This is a genomic window from Brevundimonas faecalis (genome assembly GCF_040549405.1).
Classification (GTDB): domain Bacteria; phylum Pseudomonadota; class Alphaproteobacteria; order Caulobacterales; family Caulobacteraceae; genus Brevundimonas; species Brevundimonas faecalis.
The window spans coordinates 358,007-377,378 of the sequence record NZ_JBEPTF010000001.1; the positions used below are offsets into that span (position 1 = coordinate 358,007).

At 70.0% G+C, this 19,372-nt stretch carries 18 protein-coding genes; 15 read left to right on the forward strand and 3 right to left on the reverse strand.

What is annotated here, in order from left to right:
- The first annotated feature begins 13 nt into the window (after positions 1-13).
- Positions 14-586 (forward strand): nucleotidyltransferase family protein, encoded by a 573-nt coding sequence (locus tag ABIE19_RS01665; RefSeq protein WP_354087374.1) that lies wholly within the window; start codon positions 14-16, stop codon positions 584-586.
- A gap of 85 nt (positions 587-671) precedes the next feature.
- Here ABIE19_RS01665 and ABIE19_RS01670 read toward each other — a convergent pair whose 3' ends face one another.
- The gene (locus tag ABIE19_RS01670) at positions 672-1,061 is read right to left on the reverse strand and encodes a hypothetical protein (protein WP_354087375.1); all 390 of its coding nucleotides are present in this window, start codon (positions 1,059-1,061) and stop codon (positions 672-674) included.
- Positions 1,062-1,334: 273 nt separating this feature from the next.
- Here ABIE19_RS01670 and ABIE19_RS01675 point away from each other — a divergent pair, with 273 nt between their 5' ends.
- Genes ABIE19_RS01675 through ABIE19_RS01685 form a run of 3 tightly spaced genes read left to right on the forward strand, consistent with a single transcriptional unit; the run spans position 1,335 to position 3,848 of the window.
- A complete protein-coding gene (locus ABIE19_RS01675; protein WP_354087376.1) occupies positions 1,335-1,685 on the forward strand; it encodes a hypothetical protein in 351 nt (116 codons plus the stop codon).
- Positions 1,686-2,366, forward strand: a complete 681-nt coding sequence (locus tag ABIE19_RS01680) for a response regulator transcription factor (RefSeq protein WP_296177883.1) — start codon at positions 1,686-1,688, stop codon at positions 2,364-2,366. It abuts the gene before it with no gap.
- 36 nt (positions 2,367-2,402) lie between these two features.
- A complete protein-coding gene (locus ABIE19_RS01685; protein ID WP_354088570.1) occupies positions 2,403-3,848 on the forward strand; it encodes an ATP-binding protein in 1,446 nt (481 codons plus the stop codon).
- On the opposite strand, the gene ABIE19_RS01690 is transcribed toward ABIE19_RS01685, so the two are convergent.
- Entirely contained in the window at positions 3,845-4,279 is a 435-nt protein-coding gene (locus tag ABIE19_RS01690; protein WP_354087377.1) for a hypothetical protein, read from the reverse strand. The genes ABIE19_RS01685 and ABIE19_RS01690 overlap by 4 nt on opposite strands.
- 41 nt (positions 4,280-4,320) lie before the next feature.
- On the opposite strand from ABIE19_RS01690, the gene ABIE19_RS01695 reads away from it, so the two are divergent.
- On the forward strand, positions 4,321-4,677 hold the full coding sequence (locus ABIE19_RS01695; protein ID WP_354087378.1) for a hypothetical protein: 357 nt from the start codon (positions 4,321-4,323) through the stop codon (positions 4,675-4,677).
- Between the two features lie 27 nt (positions 4,678-4,704).
- Positions 4,705-5,025 (forward strand): hypothetical protein, encoded by a 321-nt coding sequence (locus ABIE19_RS01700; RefSeq protein WP_354087379.1) that lies wholly within the window; start codon positions 4,705-4,707, stop codon positions 5,023-5,025.
- A gap of 137 nt (positions 5,026-5,162) precedes the next feature.
- On the opposite strand, the gene ABIE19_RS01705 is transcribed toward ABIE19_RS01700, so the two are convergent.
- Complete coding sequence (locus ABIE19_RS01705) at positions 5,163-6,623, reverse strand: hypothetical protein (protein WP_354087380.1); 1,461 nt, start codon at positions 6,621-6,623, stop codon at positions 5,163-5,165.
- A gap of 241 nt (positions 6,624-6,864) precedes the next feature.
- Between ABIE19_RS01705 and ABIE19_RS01710 the strand changes: the two genes are divergently transcribed.
- The 9 genes from ABIE19_RS01710 (at position 6,865) to ABIE19_RS01750 (ending at position 19,096) form a co-directional block, all read left to right on the forward strand.
- Positions 6,865-8,232: a hypothetical protein gene (locus tag ABIE19_RS01710; RefSeq protein WP_354087381.1), complete on the forward strand. Its 1,368-nt coding sequence runs from the start codon at positions 6,865-6,867 to the stop codon at positions 8,230-8,232.
- A 17-nt stretch (positions 8,233-8,249) separates the two neighbouring features.
- Positions 8,250-9,077: a c-type cytochrome biogenesis protein CcmI gene (gene ccmI / locus ABIE19_RS01715; RefSeq protein ID WP_354087382.1), complete on the forward strand. Its 828-nt coding sequence runs from the start codon at positions 8,250-8,252 to the stop codon at positions 9,075-9,077.
- Positions 9,078-9,110: 33 nt separating this feature from the next.
- Entirely contained in the window at positions 9,111-9,602 is a 492-nt protein-coding gene (gene ccmE, locus ABIE19_RS01720; protein WP_354087383.1) for a cytochrome c maturation protein CcmE, read from the forward strand.
- The gene (locus ABIE19_RS01725; protein WP_354088571.1) at positions 9,599-11,584 is read left to right on the forward strand and encodes a heme lyase CcmF/NrfE family subunit; all 1,986 of its coding nucleotides are present in this window, start codon (positions 9,599-9,601) and stop codon (positions 11,582-11,584) included. Before ccmE ends, ABIE19_RS01725 begins: the two co-directional genes overlap by 4 nt.
- Positions 11,581-12,075, forward strand: coding sequence for a cytochrome c-type biogenesis protein (locus ABIE19_RS01730; protein ID WP_354087384.1), 495 nt, complete (start codon positions 11,581-11,583; stop codon positions 12,073-12,075). Before ABIE19_RS01725 ends, ABIE19_RS01730 begins: the two co-directional genes overlap by 4 nt.
- Before the next feature lie 137 nt (positions 12,076-12,212).
- Complete coding sequence (locus tag ABIE19_RS01735) at positions 12,213-13,766, forward strand: Do family serine endopeptidase (RefSeq protein WP_354087385.1); 1,554 nt, start codon at positions 12,213-12,215, stop codon at positions 13,764-13,766.
- A 66-nt stretch (positions 13,767-13,832) separates the two neighbouring features.
- Entirely contained in the window at positions 13,833-14,504 is a 672-nt protein-coding gene (locus ABIE19_RS01740) for a response regulator transcription factor (RefSeq protein WP_354087386.1), read from the forward strand.
- Between the two features lie 285 nt (positions 14,505-14,789).
- Positions 14,790-16,235 (forward strand): sensor histidine kinase, encoded by a 1,446-nt coding sequence (locus ABIE19_RS01745; protein WP_354087387.1) that lies wholly within the window; start codon positions 14,790-14,792, stop codon positions 16,233-16,235.
- Complete coding sequence (locus tag ABIE19_RS01750; protein WP_354087388.1) at positions 16,232-19,096, forward strand: bifunctional [glutamine synthetase] adenylyltransferase/[glutamine synthetase]-adenylyl-L-tyrosine phosphorylase; 2,865 nt, start codon at positions 16,232-16,234, stop codon at positions 19,094-19,096. The genes ABIE19_RS01745 and ABIE19_RS01750 overlap by 4 nt, the downstream gene beginning before the upstream one ends.
- Positions 19,097-19,372 lie beyond the last annotated feature (276 nt).

Below are 19,372 nucleotides of genomic sequence, written 5' to 3' on the forward strand. Positions count from 1 at the left end.
GTCTCTGCCGCCCATGACCCTGGAAACCCGACTGATCGAGATCGTCCGCGCCGACCCGGCGCTGATGCACGTCCTGACCATGATGCGGGACCTGGACCTGCCCGACTGGCGGCTGTTCTCGGGCGCCGTCTATCAGGGGGTGTGGAACGACCGGACCGGACGACCGACCGGCTACGGCGTCAAGGACTACGACATCGGCTATTTCGATCCCGACACCTCATGGGACGCCGAGGACGTGATCATCAAGCGGGTCGCCGCCGCCTTCGAGCCGCCGTTCCGCGACCTGGTCGAGGTGCGCAACCAGGCCCGGGTGCACCTCTGGTTCGAGCAGAAGTTCGGCGAAGCCTACGAGGCCCTGACCTGCACCGACGACGCCCCGGCCCGGTTCGTGGCCCCGGCCTTCGCCCTGGCGGTGCGGCTGGAGAAGGACGACGCGATCAGCGTCGCCGCCCCCTATGGTCTGGAAGACGTGTTCGACATGGTGATCCGCCCCAATCCGACCCGCGGCCTGGCCAAGGGCTGGGACAAGGTGATCGCCAGCGCGCGCGGGCGCTGGCCCGAGATTCAGGTGATCGATCCGGCATAGGAAGAAGGGCGCGAGCCTTGCGGTTCGCGCCCTTCCGACGGAGCCCCTGACAGGGGAGGGGAAGAGGCCCCGGTTCAGTCGGCCGTCACCAGCGGCGGCCGTCGTTGTCGCGGCGCTCGTAGCGGACCTTGGCGGACAGGCTGTCGTAGCGACGATTCAGGTCCTGGCGCTCCCATCGGGTCAGGCCGCCGCGCATGTAGTTGCGCTCCAGGCGGACCAGGCCGTTCAGCTCGTCCTTCAGACGCGAGGCTTCGCGATAGCTGAGCTGGCGGGTGTGGACGCCCCGGTCGATGCGGCGCTCCAGGTTGTGCTTGCGTTGGGAGATGGGGTTCCAGCCGCGGTAGTCCTGTTCGTAGCCGTGGCCGCGCGAAGGGCCGTGGCGGTCGTAGGATTGCGCCGCGGCGGGCAGGGCGGTCGAGGCGACGGCGGTGACGGCCAGGATGGAGGCCAGGACGGGGATAAACTGCTTCTTCATGGTCTTTTCTCCTTCGCTCGGTCGCAACCGATCGGCTGCGTCGAGGCCCTAAAGACCACGCGGCGACTGAGCCCCGCCTGACGTCCCGGGTCAGAAAGCATTCATCTGCATGAGGATTTCGTCATGAAGCCCGAAGCTCTCCATCCGCCGAGCGCCTGCGTCCTGAAGGCGACAGCGACGGAGAATCCGGCGGCGGACGTTTCTCATCCTGGGGAACGGCGATAGACTGTCCGTTCAGCCCCTGTTCAGAGGCCCCTGTCTAGAAGACAAATCATGATGCCTATTCGAGCCCTCCTGCTGGCCGGCCTGATCGCCCTCGTCCCCCTGGCGGACGCGGCGGCTCAGTCGCGCGGCCGCGACCGGGACCGCGACGAGGTCAGCGCCCAGGACCGTCGCGAACCGTCCCGGTCCTATCCGGGCATGGGGCTGCGCGATGCGCCCCGCGCCGGTCCGCGCGTCGATCCCGGCGACATCGCCCGTCGCGTCCAGTCGGGCCGCCCCGGCCGCATGCTGGGCGTTCAGGAGCGCGGCGGCGACTATGTGGTGCGCTGGGAATACCCGGGCGGCCGCGTATCGGACATCCAGGTCGACGGCCAGTCTGGCCGGGTTCGCGGAGACGACTGAATGCGGGTGCTGCTCGTCGAGGACGACGTCGATCTGTCGCGCCAGTTGAAGACCGCCCTGGCCGACGCCGGATACGCCGTCGACCACGCCCCGGACGGGGAGGAGGCCTGGTTCCTGGGCGACACCGAACCCTATGACGTGGTGGTGCTGGACCTGGGTCTGCCCAAGATCGACGGCGTCTCCGTGCTGGAGCGCTGGCGCCGCGAGGGCAAGACGACGCCGGTCCTGATCCTGACGGCGCGCGGCGCCTGGTCGGACAAGGTGGCGGGCTTCGACGCCGGGGCCGACGACTATCTGACCAAGCCCTTCCACACCGAGGAGCTGCTGGCCCGCCTGCGCGCCCTGTTGCGCCGCTCGGCCGGCCATGCGGCGGCGACCCTGACCTGCGGCGGCCTGCGCCTGGATCCGCGCGCGGCGCGGGCGACGGTGAACGGCGAGCCGCTGCGCCTGACGTCGCTGGAATACCGCCTGCTGCATTACATGATGATGCACCAGGGCCGGGTCATCAGCCGGACGGAACTGGTCGAGCACCTGTACGATCAGGACTTCGACCGCGACTCCAACACCATCGAGGTCTTCGTCGGCCGTCTGCGCAAGAAGATCGGCTCCGACCGGATCGAGACCGTGCGCGGCCTGGGCTATCGCCTGTCGCCGCTGGCGGGCGAGAGCGACGCGGCCTGAGCCGGCGCCTTAACCTTGGCGCCTGAAAACCGCAGCATGATCGAGGCCGGGGCGGACGAGACGCCGTCGCGGCCGAAGGGCGGATGGGGCCGCTGGCTGGGTCGCCCGGGCCGCTCCCTGACCCGGCGTCTGATCTGGCTGGCCGCGGCCTGGATCCTGGCGGCCCTGATCGTGGCGGGCCTGCTGCTGACCTCCCTGTTTCAGGAATCGGCCCTGCGCCGCCTGGGCAACACCCTGGGCGATACGATTGACGAGGCCGTGGTCGCCTCCGTCATCCGGCCAGACGGCTCGCTGGAGGTGGGCGAGATTCAGGACGCCCGGACCCAGCGCCTTCTGTCGGGCAAGTACTGGATGGTGGCCGAGCCGACCACTGCGGGGCGACTGAGAGTCGTGGCGCGTTCCGCCTCCCTGGGCGAGGCCGAGCTGGATTACGGCGCCGACCTGGCGACCCGGCTGCAGTCCGCCTTCGGCCAGACCATCAGCTACAACGGCGAGGACGGGCCCAAGGGCGAGCCCCTGCGCATCGCGGCCAGCATGAAGCAGCTTCCCGACCGGGCCGAGCCGGTGGTCTTCTTCGCCGGCGTCGACCGGTCGGACGTGGACGCGGACACGCGCCAGTTCGCCACCGTGACCTGGGTCGCCCTGCTGCTGCTGGGCGCGGGCCTGGTCGCGGCCGTCTTCATCCAGGTGCGGGTCGGTCTGCGGCCCCTGTTCGACCTGCGCGATGAAATCTCGGACGTGCGCAAGGGGCGGTCGCACCGGGTCGAAGGCGTCTATCCGCTGGAGATCCAGCCCCTGGCGGAACAGGTGAACCGCCTGCTGGCCCATAATCAGGAGACGGTGGAGCGCCAGCGCACCCACGTCGGCAACCTGGCCCACGCCCTGAAGACGCCCCTGGCCGTCATGCTGGCCGAGGCCGGTAGTCGCGAGGGGGCCCTGAACGACATGGTGCGCCGTCAGACGCGGGTCATGCAGGACCAGGTGGATCACCATCTGCGCCGCGCCCGCGCCGCCGCCCGCGCTGCCCACGGCCTGGGCGAGCGGACCGAGGTTGGAGAGGTGCTGGACGAACTGGCCGTCATGCTGGAGCGGGTGTTCGAGGAAAAGGGCGTGGAGATCGACTGGCGCGCGCCGGACGACCTGGCCTTCCTGGGCGAACGCCAGGACCTGCAGGAGATCTTCGGCAACCTGATGGAGAACGCCGCCAAGTGGTGCCGTCGCCGGGTCCGCATCTCGGCCGGCCCGTCCCTGCCGGGCCAGATGACGGCGGTGGTCGAGGACGACGGCCCCGGCCTGCCCGCCGACCAGAGGGACACGGCCCTGAAGCGCGGCACGCGGATGGACGAGGACACGCCGGGCACCGGTCTGGGCCTGTCGATCGTCGACGAACTGACCCGCGGCTACGGCGGCCGCGTCACCCTGGCCGACAGCGACATGGGCGGCCTGAAGGTGGTGCTGGAACTGCCGGCGGCGGAGAGTTAATCCACATCGCACGTCAAGGCTGGGATCGGTTTTACGAAGAGCATTCGATTGACTTCGTATTCGGATTTCCAAAGACCCATGTGGCCGCCTCCCCACGGCGTGAGGCGCTTGCGTCCTTCGAAACGCACTTCAAAGGCGTCCAGCGGCCACACGCCGTGTTTGCTGCGATAGGTTCCAGTGCTTGGGAGCGGGTGCTCACGCCCATATCTGGGGTCGACCGCTGCGAGGCTGTAGTCGAGCCAGCCTGCGCGCTCGCTGTCGCGGTAAAGCTCGCATTCACGTCCAGGCGAGCGCCGCTCAAAAAAATCCGACCCCTCGAACATATGCAGCCAGACGCCTTCAATCACCCGGGGGCGCTCCACATACCGCCAAGCGCCGACGGCGATGGCCGCCGCCAAGCTCAATGCCAATCCGGTGATTTTCAGCCACATGGTTTCATCTATGCAGGGGCGCTTCGTGTTCGCAACAGTTCATGAACCGACGTTCGTTCGAAATTGATCGGCGGGGCGTTGGTCGGTATCATCCCTGGATGCTGAGGGTGTACTGCGATTTCAACGAATTGTCGGAAGACGGCCGCTATTGGCTGCTCTTCTATAATCAGAGGGCTTTGGCGGACGTGGTCGCGGAACTCGGATTGCGCGAAGGCGACCGCGTGTTGCTGTATCAGGACGTCGATGATTTTGAAGTCGAGACCTCGCTTCATCTCAACCGAAGCAGTCTGTTCTTTCCCAGCATGAGATTGGGCGCTTCGCCTGACTGGACGACGCGTCGTGAAATCCAAGGTTCGCAAGGCGGGGCGATCGGGCCTTGCCGAGAGAAGCTGGACTAGGCGGTCGGATTTCTGGAGGCTTCGGCCATGGCCGTGCAGGACGGTTTGATCAAGGTGCGGGCCTCCGTTCGGCTACTGTCGACGGAGGAGGGCGGACGGACAGATCCAATCAAGGGCGGCTACCGTCCCAATCACAACTTCTTCGGTCCCGACAGTCGGGAAATGACCATCGGGCTCATCGACCTGCCCGACGGGGTTGAACTGCGGCCCGGCGAAACGATGGACCTGACGATTGCGTTCTGGGCGTGGCCCGGTTTGGTCGGACAGATACATCCGGGGCGGCGATGGTCGATTCAGGAGGGCGCGCGGCTCGTCGGCGTCGGGACGGTCAAGGACGTTCTGGAATAGAGCCGCAGTTGGCTTGCGCGATCCGACCGCTCGTGTCGGGCGCGGGCTTCAACAACGCATGGATGCGCTCTGGTTCAGTCCGGACATGAAAAAAGGCCCGCCGAAGCGGGCCTTGAAGTTTGCTCTATCGAAGCGGATCAGGGGATCGGAGCGACCCAGGCGTCCGTCATTTCGTACTCGGTGTTTTCAGCACCCACGTAGATCTCGAAGCGGAAGCGCACGGCGGCGGGGTTCCTGACGAAATCGCCCTTGAAGATGCGATAGCGTTTCTGCGCGCCGGCGTTGACCGAATGGGTCGACAGGACGGTTCCGGAGGCGTCGATCTGGTGAATCGCGACCGTAGCCGGATGGGTTCCGCCCGTGCTGAGCGGCGCGCGCAGCGCCACGCCGTAGGAGAAGTCGGTTCCCGCGGGCAGGGCGCCTTGGGTGTCCTGATAGACGGACTGTCCGGCCGGCGGCGTCGGGATGGAGAACAGCAGCGAGCAGTTGGAGCTCTGTCTCGGCGCCTGCGGGTTCTGGTTGAAGGTCCAGTTCAGGTCCCCGAGACGATTCCACGGCGGCATCACGCGGCAGGTATTGCCTGTGGTCCCGCAGGATCGCGCCCTGCCGTTCCCATCCGTGCATTGCATGTGCGTGTTCTTGAGCAGATTCACACTGTTGTAGAGCGGGTCGATGTGAAACTGCGCCGGATCCCAGCCGCCGTTGTCGGCGGGGAAGATGAACGACCAGTCGTGACAGGCGACGAGATAATAGGTCGTGTTCCCGTAGTGGGCCACGCCGTCATTCGTGCCGACGCCGCACATCTGGACGGCCACGGGGTCCGGCCCGGAGACGACGCTGGAAGCCTGCCAGGCCTCCCACTTCGTCTTGCCGTATTCCTTCGTGAACATGAACACCTCGATGGCGTCCGAATTGGTGCTGTTCTGGCTGAAGTGCCACGACTTGATCGTGTCGAGGCGCTTGCCGCTCTGGTACAGATAGTCTGGATAATTGTTCCATCGCGTCAGAGACGTGCTGAACCGGTCCACGGTGGGACATTGCGGGAAGGAGGCGGTGAGATTGCTCGACGCCTGACCCTGGCCGAAGGGCGTGGTCTGGTTCTTGGGCGCGAATATCCAGGAGTCCGACAGGTCGCACTGGGCGTTTCTCCAGAACGGCTGCCAGCCGGCCCCCTGGTCATAGGTGCCCAGGGCGGAGGCGTAGTTTCCGTCGGTTCCTATGATGTCATAGGCGGAATCCCCCTCCTGGGGTCCGGAGGGCGCGCCGGGCGCGAAATAGGGAACCGTTCCCGCCCTGGTGAAGAAGAAGTTCGAAACCACTCGCGTCCGGCCGTAGAGATCGGCGATCGGATAGGAGTCGCTGATCTGAGCCAGGGGCGACTGGGTCGGCATGTCCCACTTGTGGTAGGGCAGATGCTCGCCGATGCGGAGCTTTCGCGCCGTCCCGGGGCAGGTGATCGGGTCGGCGGCGGTCGGGACGTCGTTGGCGTCGACGCAGACCTGCTGGACGAGATAGTCCTGTATCGTATCCGCCGAAGCAGGCTTCGCCTGCAGGCTCGCGGCCATGAGCACGGACAGCCAGGCCGTTCCTATGGCCAAGGATAATGATCTCATTCTTGGAATCCCCAGTTCAATTGATCGCTGTTTGATAGGGTCGCGCCGCCCGTCCTGAGCCCTGCTCAGCGGAAGGGTGGGCAGGAATATATTCTCACTTCTTTGCGTCAAAATCGGACGTAGAGATTACGGGGAGGCGGTCGTCGATCCGGTAAAAGACCCTGTTAACCCGATCAGGTCACCCTGAGGTCCGAGGCCGGAACAGGTTCGGCTCGAGGGAGCGCGCATGGCGGACCTGTCGGCCGCACGCAGAGCCGCCCTGGCTCGACTGTTCGCCGGTTGCCCGGATCGTCTGCTGGTTCAGTTGGAAACCCTGGCCGAGACGATGACGGGGGATCGCGCCTGGATTCTGCGTGAAATGGTCGAGCGCGAGGTGCTGGACCGCCGCCGTCGCGCGGTCGCCTTCGGTCCTTTGCTGCCTCTGTTCCAGCCGCGCGCCGACGGACTGGAGGGGCTGAGCTTTCCATCGTCTCTTCCCGCTCGCCTGTGGCGTCTGGCCACCCAGAAGGAGCCGGAACTGCTGTCGCAGCTGGATCGCGACGACGAGCTGTCGCGGATGGTGGCCGACCGCATCTGCCTGAGCGCCGCCGCCGTCCTGCGCGACCGTCCGGAAGCGGTCTGGCCCGACGGGCCGGCGCCGGCGCCCGAGGCGGGGCCGGAGGCCCTGGCGGACTGTTTCGACCTGGCCGCCCTGGCGCGACGGGCCGTGGACCACCTGGAGGCCTGGTTGGGACGGCCGGGACCGGAGGAGACGGCGGAGCTGAAGCTGCTGCTTCGTCAGGCGGCGGGCATGTCGCCGGACGGGGCGACGCGGCTGCTGGAGATCCTGTTCGCCTGGCTGCCGGACGCGCGGCTGATCCTGCGGGTCGTGGCCCATGCGGCGCCGGCGGCGGGCCGCGAGACGGTGATCAGCGAGAGCGAGCTGTCCGTCTTCGTCGACCGGGTGGTGACGGCGCTGACACGGCGCGCGGGCGAGGCGGCGGCCTTCGATCCGGCGGCGCCGGACGCCGATCCTGCGCGCTGGAAGGCGGACCTTGACTGGTGCGCCGAGACCCTGGCCGAGATCGACGTCAGCCTGCCGGTCAAGGCGGAGGGCGCCTGGGCACGGGCGGTGCGACAGGCGCGGGTGAAGATCGCCCTGCGCCTGTCGGAGCTGTTCAGCGCGGCGGAGCGGGCGACGGACGCGGTCCTGCCGGTCGAGCGCACGGCTCTGAGCGGACGGATGACGCGGCCGACGCCCCGGCTGGATCAGGCGATCGAGCCCGAAGCGTCGCGTCGCGCTCGGGCCTTGGCCGCCGTCCTGGGCCAGGTGCGCGGTCCGGCCGTGGTGTTCGGCTGTGAGGCCGAGCGGCGGCACGCGGCCGAGGGTCTGACCGGGCGACTGGCCGTCTGGGCCGACGAGGCGATCGAGCGGCTGAACGACGGCCTGGCGCCGGACGAGACGACGGCCCGGGCGCGCATCGCCCTGACCGGCGAACTGCTGGGGCTGATCGGCGCGCGGGAGGCGCAGAGGACGGTGCGCCGCCGCCTGGCCTCGTCCGACGCGTTTTCAGGCTCCGGTGCGACCTCTGGAGCCTCGCGTCGCACGGCCTGATAAGTTAGAGCGGCGGCATGACGATCTTCTGGATCATGACGGGACTGGCCACGGCCCTGGCGGGGCTGCTGGTGCTGGCCGGGGCGCGACGCGGCGTGGAGGCCGAGGCGGGCGTGGATCGCGACGCCGCCGGGCGCGAACTGGCCGAGCTGGACCGATTGAAGGCGCGCGGCCTGCTGGACGAGGCGGGCTGGACCGCCGCACGGGCCGAGGCGGGGCGGCGGCTGCTGGCCGCGCGGCGCGACGCGCGGGCGCCGCTCGCGGGGCCGAAGGACCGGGTCTGGGTCCTGGCCGGGATCGGGGCGACAGCGGTCGTTTCCCTGGGCCTCTACTGGTTCGCGGGCGCGCCGGGCATGGCGGATCAGGCCTATGAGACGCGGGTCCGCGACTGGGCGTCTTCGCCCGACACCCTGGAGCCGGCCCAGGCGGCGGCGGTCATCGGCCGCATCGTCAAGGACCGGCCCGACGATCATCGCGCCCTGACCCTGTTGGGCGCCGCCCGGTTCGAGGCGGGCGATCCGCTCGGCGCGGCCTCGGCCTTCCGCCGGGCGCTGGCGATCCGGCCGGACGACGCCCAGAGCTGGGCGCGGCTGGGCGAAAGCCTGGTGCGGGCCGCCGACGGCCAGGTGAACGGCGACGCCGAGGCCGCCTTCCGTCAGGCGCTGAAGATCGATCCGGGCCAACTCGGCGCCCGCTACTTCCTGGGCGAGGCGGCGCTGAAGCGTGGCGACCGGGCGGGCGCGGCCGAGGCCTGGGAGCCGCTGATCGCCGCCCTGGACCCGACCGACCCGCGCCGGGCCGACCTGCGGCAGAGACTTCAAGCGCCTTCGGGCGGGGCCGGATGAGCCCGCCGTGCAACCCTATCGTGATGTCTTGAGATGAGCTGGCTTCCCAAATCGCCCAAGGCGCGGCGTCGCCTGTGGATCGTGGCCGCGGCCGCGCCCGTGCTGGCCCTGGCGGTCGGCCTGTCGCTGTGGGCCATGAAGGACAACGTCACCTATTTCTTCTCGCCGTCCGAGGCGACCGAGGCGGCGGCGCCGGCGGGCCGGGTCATCCGCCTGGGCGGCCTGGTCGAGGCCGGAAGCGTGCACAAGGGCGCGGACGGGACGGTGGTCTTCGTCGTCACGGACAATGCGGGGCGCAGCACGGTCAGCTATCACGGCGACCTGCCCGACCTGTTCCGCGAGGGGCAGGGGATCGTGGCCCAGGGCGCCTTCCGCCCCGACCGCACCTTCGAGGCCAGCCAGGTCCTGGCCAAGCATGACGAGACCTATATGCCGCGCGAAGTCGCCGACCGGCTGAAGGAAAAGGGCGAGTGGCGGCCCGAGACGGGCGAGGCCCCGCCGACCAATGCGAGCCGCAGCCTGTGATCGTCGAACTGGGCGCCTATGCGCTGATCCTGGCCCTGGTGCTGGCGGTCCTGACCACGGCCCTGGCGACGCTCGGCCGCCTGAGGCTGAGCCCGGTCTTCGCGGGGGCGGGCGGCGGCGCCCTGATCGCCTCGGCGGCGGCGACGGGCCTGGCCTTCGCCGCCCTGATCTACGCCTTCGCCGTGTCGGACTTCTCGGTCTCGAACGTGGCCATGAACAGCCATACCGACAAGCCGATGCTGTACAAGGTCGCCGCCGCCTGGGGCAGCCATGAAGGCTCCCTGGTGCTGTGGTGCCTGGTCATGACCGGCTTCGGCGGGGCTCTGGCCCTGGCGCGCGGCCTGCCGTTCGGGCTGAAGACCTCGGCCGTGGCGACGCAGGGGGCGCTGTCGACCCTCTTCCTGGCCTTCGCCGTCTTCACCTCCAACCCCTTCGCGCGATTGGACCCGGCCCCGGTCCAGGGGGCGTCGCTGAACCCCCTGCTGCAGGACCCGGCGCTCGCCTTCCATCCGCCGCTGCTCTACGCGGGCTATGTCGGGTTTTCGGTCTGTTTCTCCCTGGCGGTCGCCGCCCTGATCGAGAAGCGGGTCGATCCGGCCTGGGGGCGCTGGGTGCGGCCGTGGGCCCTGGCGTCCTGGGCCTTCCTGACCGTCGGCATCCTGTTGGGCTCCTTCTGGGCCTATTACGAGCTGGGCTGGGGCGGCTGGTGGTTCTGGGATCCGGTCGAGAACGCCTCCTTCATGCCATGGCTGGCGGGCGCGGCCCTGCTGCACTCGGCCATCGTCACCGAACGGCGCGGGGCGCTGGCCGGATGGACCGTCTTCCTGGCCATCCTGGCCTTCACCTTCTCCATGCTGGGGGCCTTCCTGGTGCGCTCGGGCGTGCTGACCAGCGTCCACGCCTTCGCGGTCGATCCGCAGCGGGGCATGATGCTGCTGGCCATCCTCGGGGTCGCGGCGGGCGCGGCCTTCATCCTGTTCGCCTTCCGGGCGCCGGCGATCCGGTCGGGCGCGGCCTTCGCCCCGATCAGCCGCGAAGGCGCCCTGGTGCTGAACAACCTTTTCCTGACGGCGGCGTCGGCGACGGTCCTGCTGGGCACCCTCTATCCGCTGATCCTCGAGGGGATCTCGGGGGCGACCATTTCGGTGGGCCCGCCCTATTTCAACGCCACCTTCGTCCCCCTGCTGGTGGTCGCCTGCCTGATCCTGCCCGCCGGACCCCTGCTGGCGTGGAAGCGCGGTGATCTGAAGGGGGCCTTGCAGCGGCTGTGGCTGGCGGCGGGCCTGGCCCTGGTCGCGGCCCTCGCCGCCTTCCTGCTGTTCGAACCGAAGAAGGCGCTGACGGCGGCGGGCCTGGGCGTCGGGGCCTGGCTGATCTTCGGCGCCCTGGCCGAACTGGCGACGCGGACCAAGGCCTTCCGCGCGCCGCTGGCCGAGACCCTCCGTCGGGCCAAGGGCCTGCCGCTGGGCGCCTGGGGCATGACCCTGGCCCATGCGGGGCTGGGCGTCTTCATCCTGGGGGCTGTGGTCGAGACCGGCTTCAAGACCGAGGCGGCGGCGGCCCTTCCCCTGGGCGGCGAGATTTCGTCGGGGCCGTGGAAAGTCACGTTGGACGCCGTCGAGGTGATCGAGGGGCCGAACTATCTGGCCGAGCAGGGACGGCTGACGGTCGCTCCGGCGACCGGAAACGCGGTCGAGCGCGCCGTCACCGCCGAGCGCCGTTTCTTCCCGGCGGGCGGACAGACCACGACCGAGGTGGGCCTCGACTTCCGCGGCCTGGACGACGTCTATGTGGTCATGGGCGAGCGGGCCGCGACCGAGGCCGGCGAGCCGGCCTGGACCGTGCGGGTCTATTACAATCCCTGGGCGCGACTGATCTTCCTCGGTCCGCTGATCATGGCCCTGGGCGGGGTGCTGTCCCTGCTGGACCGGCGGCTGCGAGTCGGGGCCGGATCGCGCCGCAAGACGGAGGACAGGGCATGAGGCGCCTGCTTCCCCTGGCGGCGGCCCTGGCTCTGACGGCGGGCGCGGCCCTGGCGGAACCGCCCCCTGCGCCGGACCGCCCCCTGCCCGACGCCGCGCAGGAGGCGAGGGCCCGCGCCCTGTTCTCCGACATCCGCTGCGTCGTCTGCCAGCACGAATCCATCGCCGACAGTCCGGCCGGCATCGCCGCCGACATGCGCCGCCTGGTCCGCGAGGAGATCGCGGCCGGCAAGAGCGACCGCGCCGTGCGCGACGACCTGGTGCGCCGCTACGGCGACTATATCCTGTTCCAGCCGCCGGTGCGGGCCGGAACCTGGCTGCTGTGGTTCGGGCCCTTCGCCCTGGTCGCGGCGGCGATCGCCCTGTTCGTCGTCCGCGCGCGTCGCCGCCGGGTCGAGGTCGAGCCCCTGACGGCGGAGGAGGAGGCGGCCCTGGCGGCCCTGACCGCCGCGTCGTCTAACGAAACGGAAAGCCTTCCGCCGCGATCCTGACGCAGTCGCGCCACACGGCGAACGATGATCGGGATCAACCATCTGTACAGGCGCGGCATTGGCTTAAGCCCAAACGCCCTATATCCATGGTCAACGGGGCTTTTAGAGTCCCGGCTTTCAGGACTGCAAGGACGACGATGCTGAAGCGCAAGGAGTTCATTCTGGGGGCCGCTGTCGGCCTGACCTTCGCCGCCGCCGCGACGGCGGGCGGGGTCATCAACTGGCCGGGCGCCCAGGCCGCCCCCGCCGCCCAGGCGGCCGGACAACTGGTCCCCTCGGCCGGGGCCGCAGGGCTCGCCTTCGCCCCGCCCCAGGGCGCGCCGCTCAGTTTCGCCGACATCTTCCAGCAGGTCGCGCCCGCCGTGGTGCAGATCGACGTGACGACGCGGGTCAAGCGTCCGCGCGGCGTGATTCAGATCCCCGGCTTCGGCGCCGTGCCGGTTCCCGGCGCGCCGGGCGGTTCGGGCGAGGGCGAGGACGATTCCACCACGGCCCAGGGCGCCGGCTCGGGCTTCTTCATCTCCGCCGACGGCTACATCGTCACCAACAACCACGTGGTCGAGAACGCGGAGGAGATCACCGTCCGCCTGAACGACGAGCGTGAGCTGAAGGCCCGCCTGATCGGGCGCGATCCCCTGACCGACCTGGCGGTGATCAAGGTCGAGGGCTCGGCCTTCCCCTTCGTCTCCTTCGAGGACAAGGCGGAGCCGCGCGTCGGCGACTGGGTCATTGCGGTCGGCAACCCCTTCGGCCTGGGCGGCACGGCGACGGCGGGCATCGTCTCGGCCAAGTCGCGCGCCATCGGCGGCAACGAGAACCCCTATACCGACTTCATCCAGATCGACGCTGCCATCAACCGGGGCAACTCGGGCGGACCGACCTTCGACATCTACGGCCGGGTCATCGGCGTGAACACGGCGATCTTCTCGCCGACCGGCGGCTCGGTCGGCATCGGCTTCGCCATTCCCGCGGGGATCGCCAAGGAGACGACGGATCGCCTGATGCGCGGCGAGAAGATCGAGCGCGGCTACCTGGGCGTGACCATCGGCAATCTCACCAACGAATACCGCGAAAGCCTGGGCCTGCCGGCAGGCACCAAGGGCGCCTACATCACCGACGTGACGGCGGGCGCGCCGGGCGAGCAGGGCGGCCTGCAGGCGGGCGACGTGGTCGTCAGCCTGAACGGGCGTCCGATCGTGGGCAGCAACGAACTGACCCGCGCCGTGGGCGCCGCCAAGCCCGGCGACACCCTGCGGCTGGAACTGCTGCGCGAAGGCCGTCGCCAGACGATCAACGTGCGTGCGGGCACCCGTCCGGCCAACCTGGGCGCGGCCGAGGCTCAGACTGAGGAGGGCGCCGAGACCCCGGCTCCCGGCGCCGCCGTCGGCGAGACGGTCGAGGGCCTGACCCTCGCCCCGATCAGCCCGGCCCTGCGCACCCGCTACGACCTGCCCGCCGAGGCGCGCGGCGTGGTGGTGACGGCGGTGGAGGCCCGCTCCGAGGCCGGACGCCTGCGCTTCCAGCCCGGCATGGTGATCGTCCAGGCCAACGGCCGGAACGTCACGACCGTTCGCGAACTGCGCGACGCCGTGGCGGCCGCGCGCACGGCGGGACGTCCCGGCGTCCTGCTGCTGGTGCGGACCAGCAGCGGCAATGCGCCGATCGTCCTGCCCTTCGCCAAGTCTGAATAAGGCGTAACTCACGGGATCGGCGGCGATGCGCTAACATCGCCGCCGAATCTGTTTTTGGAGGGGCCCATGCGTATTCTGGTGGTCGAGGACGACGCCGAGGCGGCGACCGCGATGGTGCGGGGACTGACCGAGGCGGGGCATGACGTCACCCATGCGGTGGACGGCGCCTTCGGCCTGCTGGAGTCGCAGAAGGGCGGCTACGACGTCTATGTCGTGGACCGTATGATGCCGCGCCTGGACGGCGTCGGCATGGTCGAGACCGTCCGCAAGGGCGGGGACCAGACCCCCGTTCTCTTCCTGTCCGCTCTGGGCGAGGTCGAGGATCGCGTGACGGGCCTCAAGGCCGGCGCCGACGACTATCTGGTCAAGCCCTACGCCTTCGCCGAACTGATCGCCCGCGTCGAGGCACTGGCCCGCCGCCGCGAGACCGGCGGCGTCCAGACCGTGCTCAAGGTCGGCGAGCTGGAGATGAACCTGATCGGCCGCACCGTGCATCGCGAGGGCAGGGAGATCGACCTCCAGCCCCGCGAGTTCCAACTGCTGGAATTCCTGATGCGCCACGCCGGCCAGTCGGTGACGCGCACCATGCTGCTGGAGAAGGTCTGGGAATACCACTTCGACCCCCAGACCAACGTCATCGACGTCCACATCAGCCGCCTGCGCTCCAAGATCGACAAGGGCTTCGACAAGGCCATGCTGCAGACCGTGCGCGGCGCCGGGTATCGGCTGGAGGCGTAAGGCTTGCGGCGGCCTTCTCCCTCCCCGTTCGGGGAGGGGGGGCGCTGACGCCCTGCTTGGGATTTGACGTATGGACGGCGCAAGGATGGAAAAGGACGCGGTTGAGGCCGCCCCCTCCACCGCTTCGCGGTCCCCCTCCCCCGTAAACGGGGGAGGAGACGGCGTTGCGCCTCATATCCTCCCCTGCGTAGCGGGGGAGGGGGACCGCCGCAGGCGGTGGAGGGGGCGAGCGCTTGGCGCGCCGTTCCCCAATCTTCGATCTGCTTTTGAAGGCGGCTTCGCCGCATGAAGCTCCCCTCCCTCTTTCGGCGCACGCCCTTCCGGCTGACCCTGCTCTTCCTGGCGCTTTTCGTGACCACGGCCAGCGCGGTCCTGGCCTATGTCTATCTGGCCTCGGCGTCCGAGGCGCGGGCGCGGGCCGAGGCGGGGGTCAAGAGCGAGGTCGAGGCCCTGACCGCCGTCTATCGGACGCGGGGCCTGGACGCCCTGAATCAGGCCCTGGTGGACCGCACGCTGCGGGGCGGCTCCTACCTCTATCTGTTGATGGACAAGGACCGGAAGACCATCACCGGCAACATCTCGACCTCGCCCCTGGACCCGGGCGAGGTCGTGCAGGGCGGCCGGTGGGAGAGCTTCCGCCTGACGGACACGGACGACGAGGGACGGGTGCGCCGGCGCCAGGCCATCGGTGTGGAAATGCCCCTGTCGGGCGGCGAGCAGCTGTTCGTGGGCGAGGACATCGGCGACATCGAGGCCTATCTGGCCCGCCTGACCCAGGCCCTGTGGGGCGCTATGATCATGGTTCTGGTGCTGGGCGTCGGCGGCGGCCTGTGGGTCAGTCGGGGCGTGGAGCGGGCTATGGGCGGCCTGAACCGCGTGGTCGGTGCGGTCCAGGAAGGCGACCTCAAGGCGCGCGTGCCCGACCGCCATTCGGGCGACGAACTGGACGAACTGGGCCAGGGGCTGAACGGCATGCTGGATCGGCTGGAGGCCTCCATGGCGTCGATCCGGCACGCGGGCGACGCCATCGCCCACGACCTGCGCTCGCCCCTGACGCGGATGCGGGCCAAGATGGAGGCGGCCCTGATCGACGCCGAGGCGGGACGGACCTCGGGCGTGGACGCCTTGGGCGTGGCCCTGGACGAGACCGACGCCCTGCTGAAGACCTTCAACACCGTCCTGGCCATCGCCCGGCTTCAGGCCGGCGGCGCGCCCGACCCCCGGCTGTTCGACGCCGCCGATCTGGCCGTCGACATGGCCGAACTCTACGAGCCTGCGGGCGAGGACAAGGGCCTGGAGTTCAGCGCCGAGATCGAGAAGGGCCTGATGATCGAGGGCAACCAGCCCTTCCTGGCCCAGGCCCTGGCCAACGTCATCGACAATGCGATCAAGTACACGCCCGAGGGCGGGGCCGTGATGTTCCGGGCGCGTCGACGCTCGTCCGGCGAGATCGAATTCTCCGTCACCGACAACGGGCCGGGCGTGCCGGACGAGGATCGGGATCGGGTGTTGCAACGCTTCGTCCGGCTGGACAACAGCCGGACCGAGCCGGGCTCCGGCCTGGGCCTGTCCCTGGTGACGGCGGTGGCCGAGGCCCACGGCGGCCGGGTGCAACTGGACGAAGGGCCGGGAGTCTATGACGGGCGCGGTCCGGGACTGCGCGTCGCCCTCGTCCTGCCGCCCGCGAACGCCGCCATGGACAACTCGGCGGGCGGGAGCGCGGACGCATGAATCTGGGAGACGCCCTGCGCCCCTGCGGGCCCGTGCGCGACCGCGAGGCGGCGGACCGCATCCGCGAACGCCTGATCGAGGCGGCGGACCAGGACGGCTGGCGCGACAGCCTGGACCGGGCCTGGGCGGCGCTGGAGCCGGTCTTCGCGGCTTCGCCCTATCTGGGCGGGCTGGTCCGACGGCGGCCGGACAGCCTGCGGCTGATCCTGGAGACGGAGCCCGAGGCGCGCCTGGAGGCTGTCCTGGCCGCGACCGACGCCGTCGACGGCCCGCCGGACGAGGCCCGGACGCCCTTGCGGCGCCTGAAGGCCGACCTGCACCTGCTGACGGCCCTGTCGGATCTGGGCGGGGTCTGGGACCTGAATCAGGTGACGGGCGCCCTGTCCCGGTTCGCCGATGCGGCGGCGCGCGCGGCCCTGCGCTGCACCGCCCACGACTGGCGGCGGCGCGGCAAGCTGATCTCGGCGCCGGACGATCCGCGCGGTCCCGTTCCCGGCCTCTTCGTCCTGGCCATGGGCAAGGGCGGGGCGTTCGAGCTCAACTATTCCTCGGACATCGACCTGTCGCTCTTCTTCGAGCCCGAGGCTCTCGAAAGCGCCCTGGCCGAGGGGACGGAGATCCAGGGCTTCGTCAACCGCCTGGCCCAGGGTCTGGCGACCCTGCTGACCGAGCGGACGGCGGACGGCTACGTCTTCCGCGTCGATCTGCGGCTGCGGCCCGACCCGTCCTCGACCCCGCCGGTGGTGGCCGCGCCCATGGCCCTGGCCTACTACGAATCCGTCGGCCAGAACTGGGAAAGGGCGGCCTTCATCAAGGCCCGGGTCTGCGCCGGGGACATTGCGGCGGGCGCCGATTTCCTGAAGGCCCTGACGCCCTTCGTCTGGCGCCGCAGCCTGGACTATCAGGCCGTGCTCGACATCCAGTCGATCAAGAAACAGATCCACGTCCACAAGACGGGCGAGGGGCTGGAGGCCGCCGGCGCCAATCTGAAGCTGGGCCGGGGCGGCATCCGCGAGATCGAATTCTACGTCCAGACCCAGCAGCTGATCCTGGGCGGCCGGGACGCGGGCCTGCGGTCGCCGCGCACGCTGGAGGCCCTGGACGCCCTGACCGAGCGCGGCCACGTGCCGACGGCGGCGCGCGACGAACTGGCCGCCGCCTATGTCGAGCTGCGCGACCTGGAGCATCGGGTCCAGATGCTGGCCGACGAACAGAGCCATGTCCTACCGGTCGAGCCGGACCGGCGCGCCGACGTGGCCGCCCTGGCGGGCGAGGACGACCTGGCCCTGTTCGACGCCGGGGTCGAAGGCCTGCTGATGGGGGTCAACCAGCGCTACGGCGAGCTGTTCGAGGGCGGCGAGGAACTGTCCTCGCCCTACGGCAGCCTGGTCTTCACCGGGGTGGAGAACGACCCCGGCACCCTGGAGACCCTGCGCCGCATGGGCTTTTCCGAGCCGGCGACGGTGTCGGACACGATCCGCAGCTGGCACCACGGGCGCATTCCCGCGACGCGGACGGCCCGGGGACGCGAGCTCTTCACCCGCCTGGCGCCGCAGCTTCTGACCGCCGTGGCCGGGACGGGGGCGCCGGACGACGCCTTCCGCCGCTTCGCCGTCTTCTTCTCGGGCCTGAGCGCGGGAGTCCAGGTCCAGGCCCTGTTCCTGAACCAGCCCAAGCTGTTCGAACTGGTGGTCGGGGTCATGGCCTTCGCCCCGCGCCTGGCCCGCGCCCTGGGCCGCCAGCCCCAGGCCCTGGACGGGGTGCTGGACGCCCGCTTCCTGACGGCCCTGGGCACCGACACCGGCCTGGCCGACCAGGTGGTGCGCGAGGGGCGCGAGGCGGACGATTTCGAAAGCGCCATGAACGCCGTGCGCCGCCTGCATCGCGAACAGGTCTTCCGCATCGGCATGCATGTCGTGACCGGCCGGACCACGGCCGAGCAGGCGGGCCTGACCAACACCTCCCTGGCCGACGCCTGCATGCGCGCCCTCGCGCCGGCCGCCCTGGCCGAGGCCGAGCGCATGGGCGGCGCCTTCCCCGGCGCGGTCGCCGTGGTCGCCCTGGGCAAGGCCGGATCGCGCGAGATGACGGCCGGCTCCGACCTGGACCTGATGACCGTCTACGCCGCCCCGCCCGAGGCCCTGTCGGCGGCCAGGGGCTGGAGCGCCGACCTCTTCTACGGCCGTTTCACTCAGCGCCTCATCGCCGCCCTGTCCGCCCATACGGCCGAGGGCGGCCTCTACGAGGTGGACATGCGGCTGCGCCCCACGGGCTCCAAGGGACCGGTGTCCGTGCGGCTGGAGGCGCTGGAGGACTATTACGCGACCGAGGCCGACACCTGGGAGTTCATGGCCCTGACGCGCGGCCGCCTGGTCTGGGCCAGCGACCCGGCCTTCGGCGCCCGGGTCGAGGCGGCGCTGGAGGCGGCCCTGCGACGGCCGCGCCCGGGCGTGGACGTGGCCCGAGACGTGCGGGCCATGCGCGACCTGATGGACCGCGAGCGCCGGCCCAAGGGCTTCTGGGACCTGAAGCTGTCGGCCGGGGGCCAGGTGGACGCCGAATTCGTGGCCCAGTACCGCCAGCTGTGCGCCGCGACGGCGGGCGCGCCCCTGACGGTCTCCACCCTGGAGGCGCTGCGCGACGATCCCGTCCTGGCCGAGAGCTGGCGCACGCATCAGCAACTGGCCCAGCTGACGGCCTGCGCCTTCGACGGCCGGGGCGACCCTGAGGCCGAACCCGCCGGCTTCCAGCAACGCCTGGCCGCCGCCGTCGGCGCCGAAAACTTCGAGGATCTGAAGGCTCGCCTGACCGACCTTCGCCGCCGCGCCCGCGCCGCCTTCGACGCCGCCCTGCCGGGCTAAGCAAACTCCTCCCCTGCGAAGCGGGGGAGGGGGACCGCGCGTAAGCGTGGTGGAGGGGGCGAAGGGTCGGGCGTCGGTTTCCAGGTCAGGACGGGACGGCGGTTGGAAATCGGTCGGCCCTCGTGCGTGTGGTCGCCCCCTCCACCGCTCTGCGGTCCCCCTCCCCCGTAAATGGGGGAGGAGTCTTGAAGACGGGCCTCGCGACGGAAACCCGTCCGACCCGCGTTCAACCTCTCGACAGGGTGTTTTCGGGCCTTCGCCCGTGGAGAACCATCG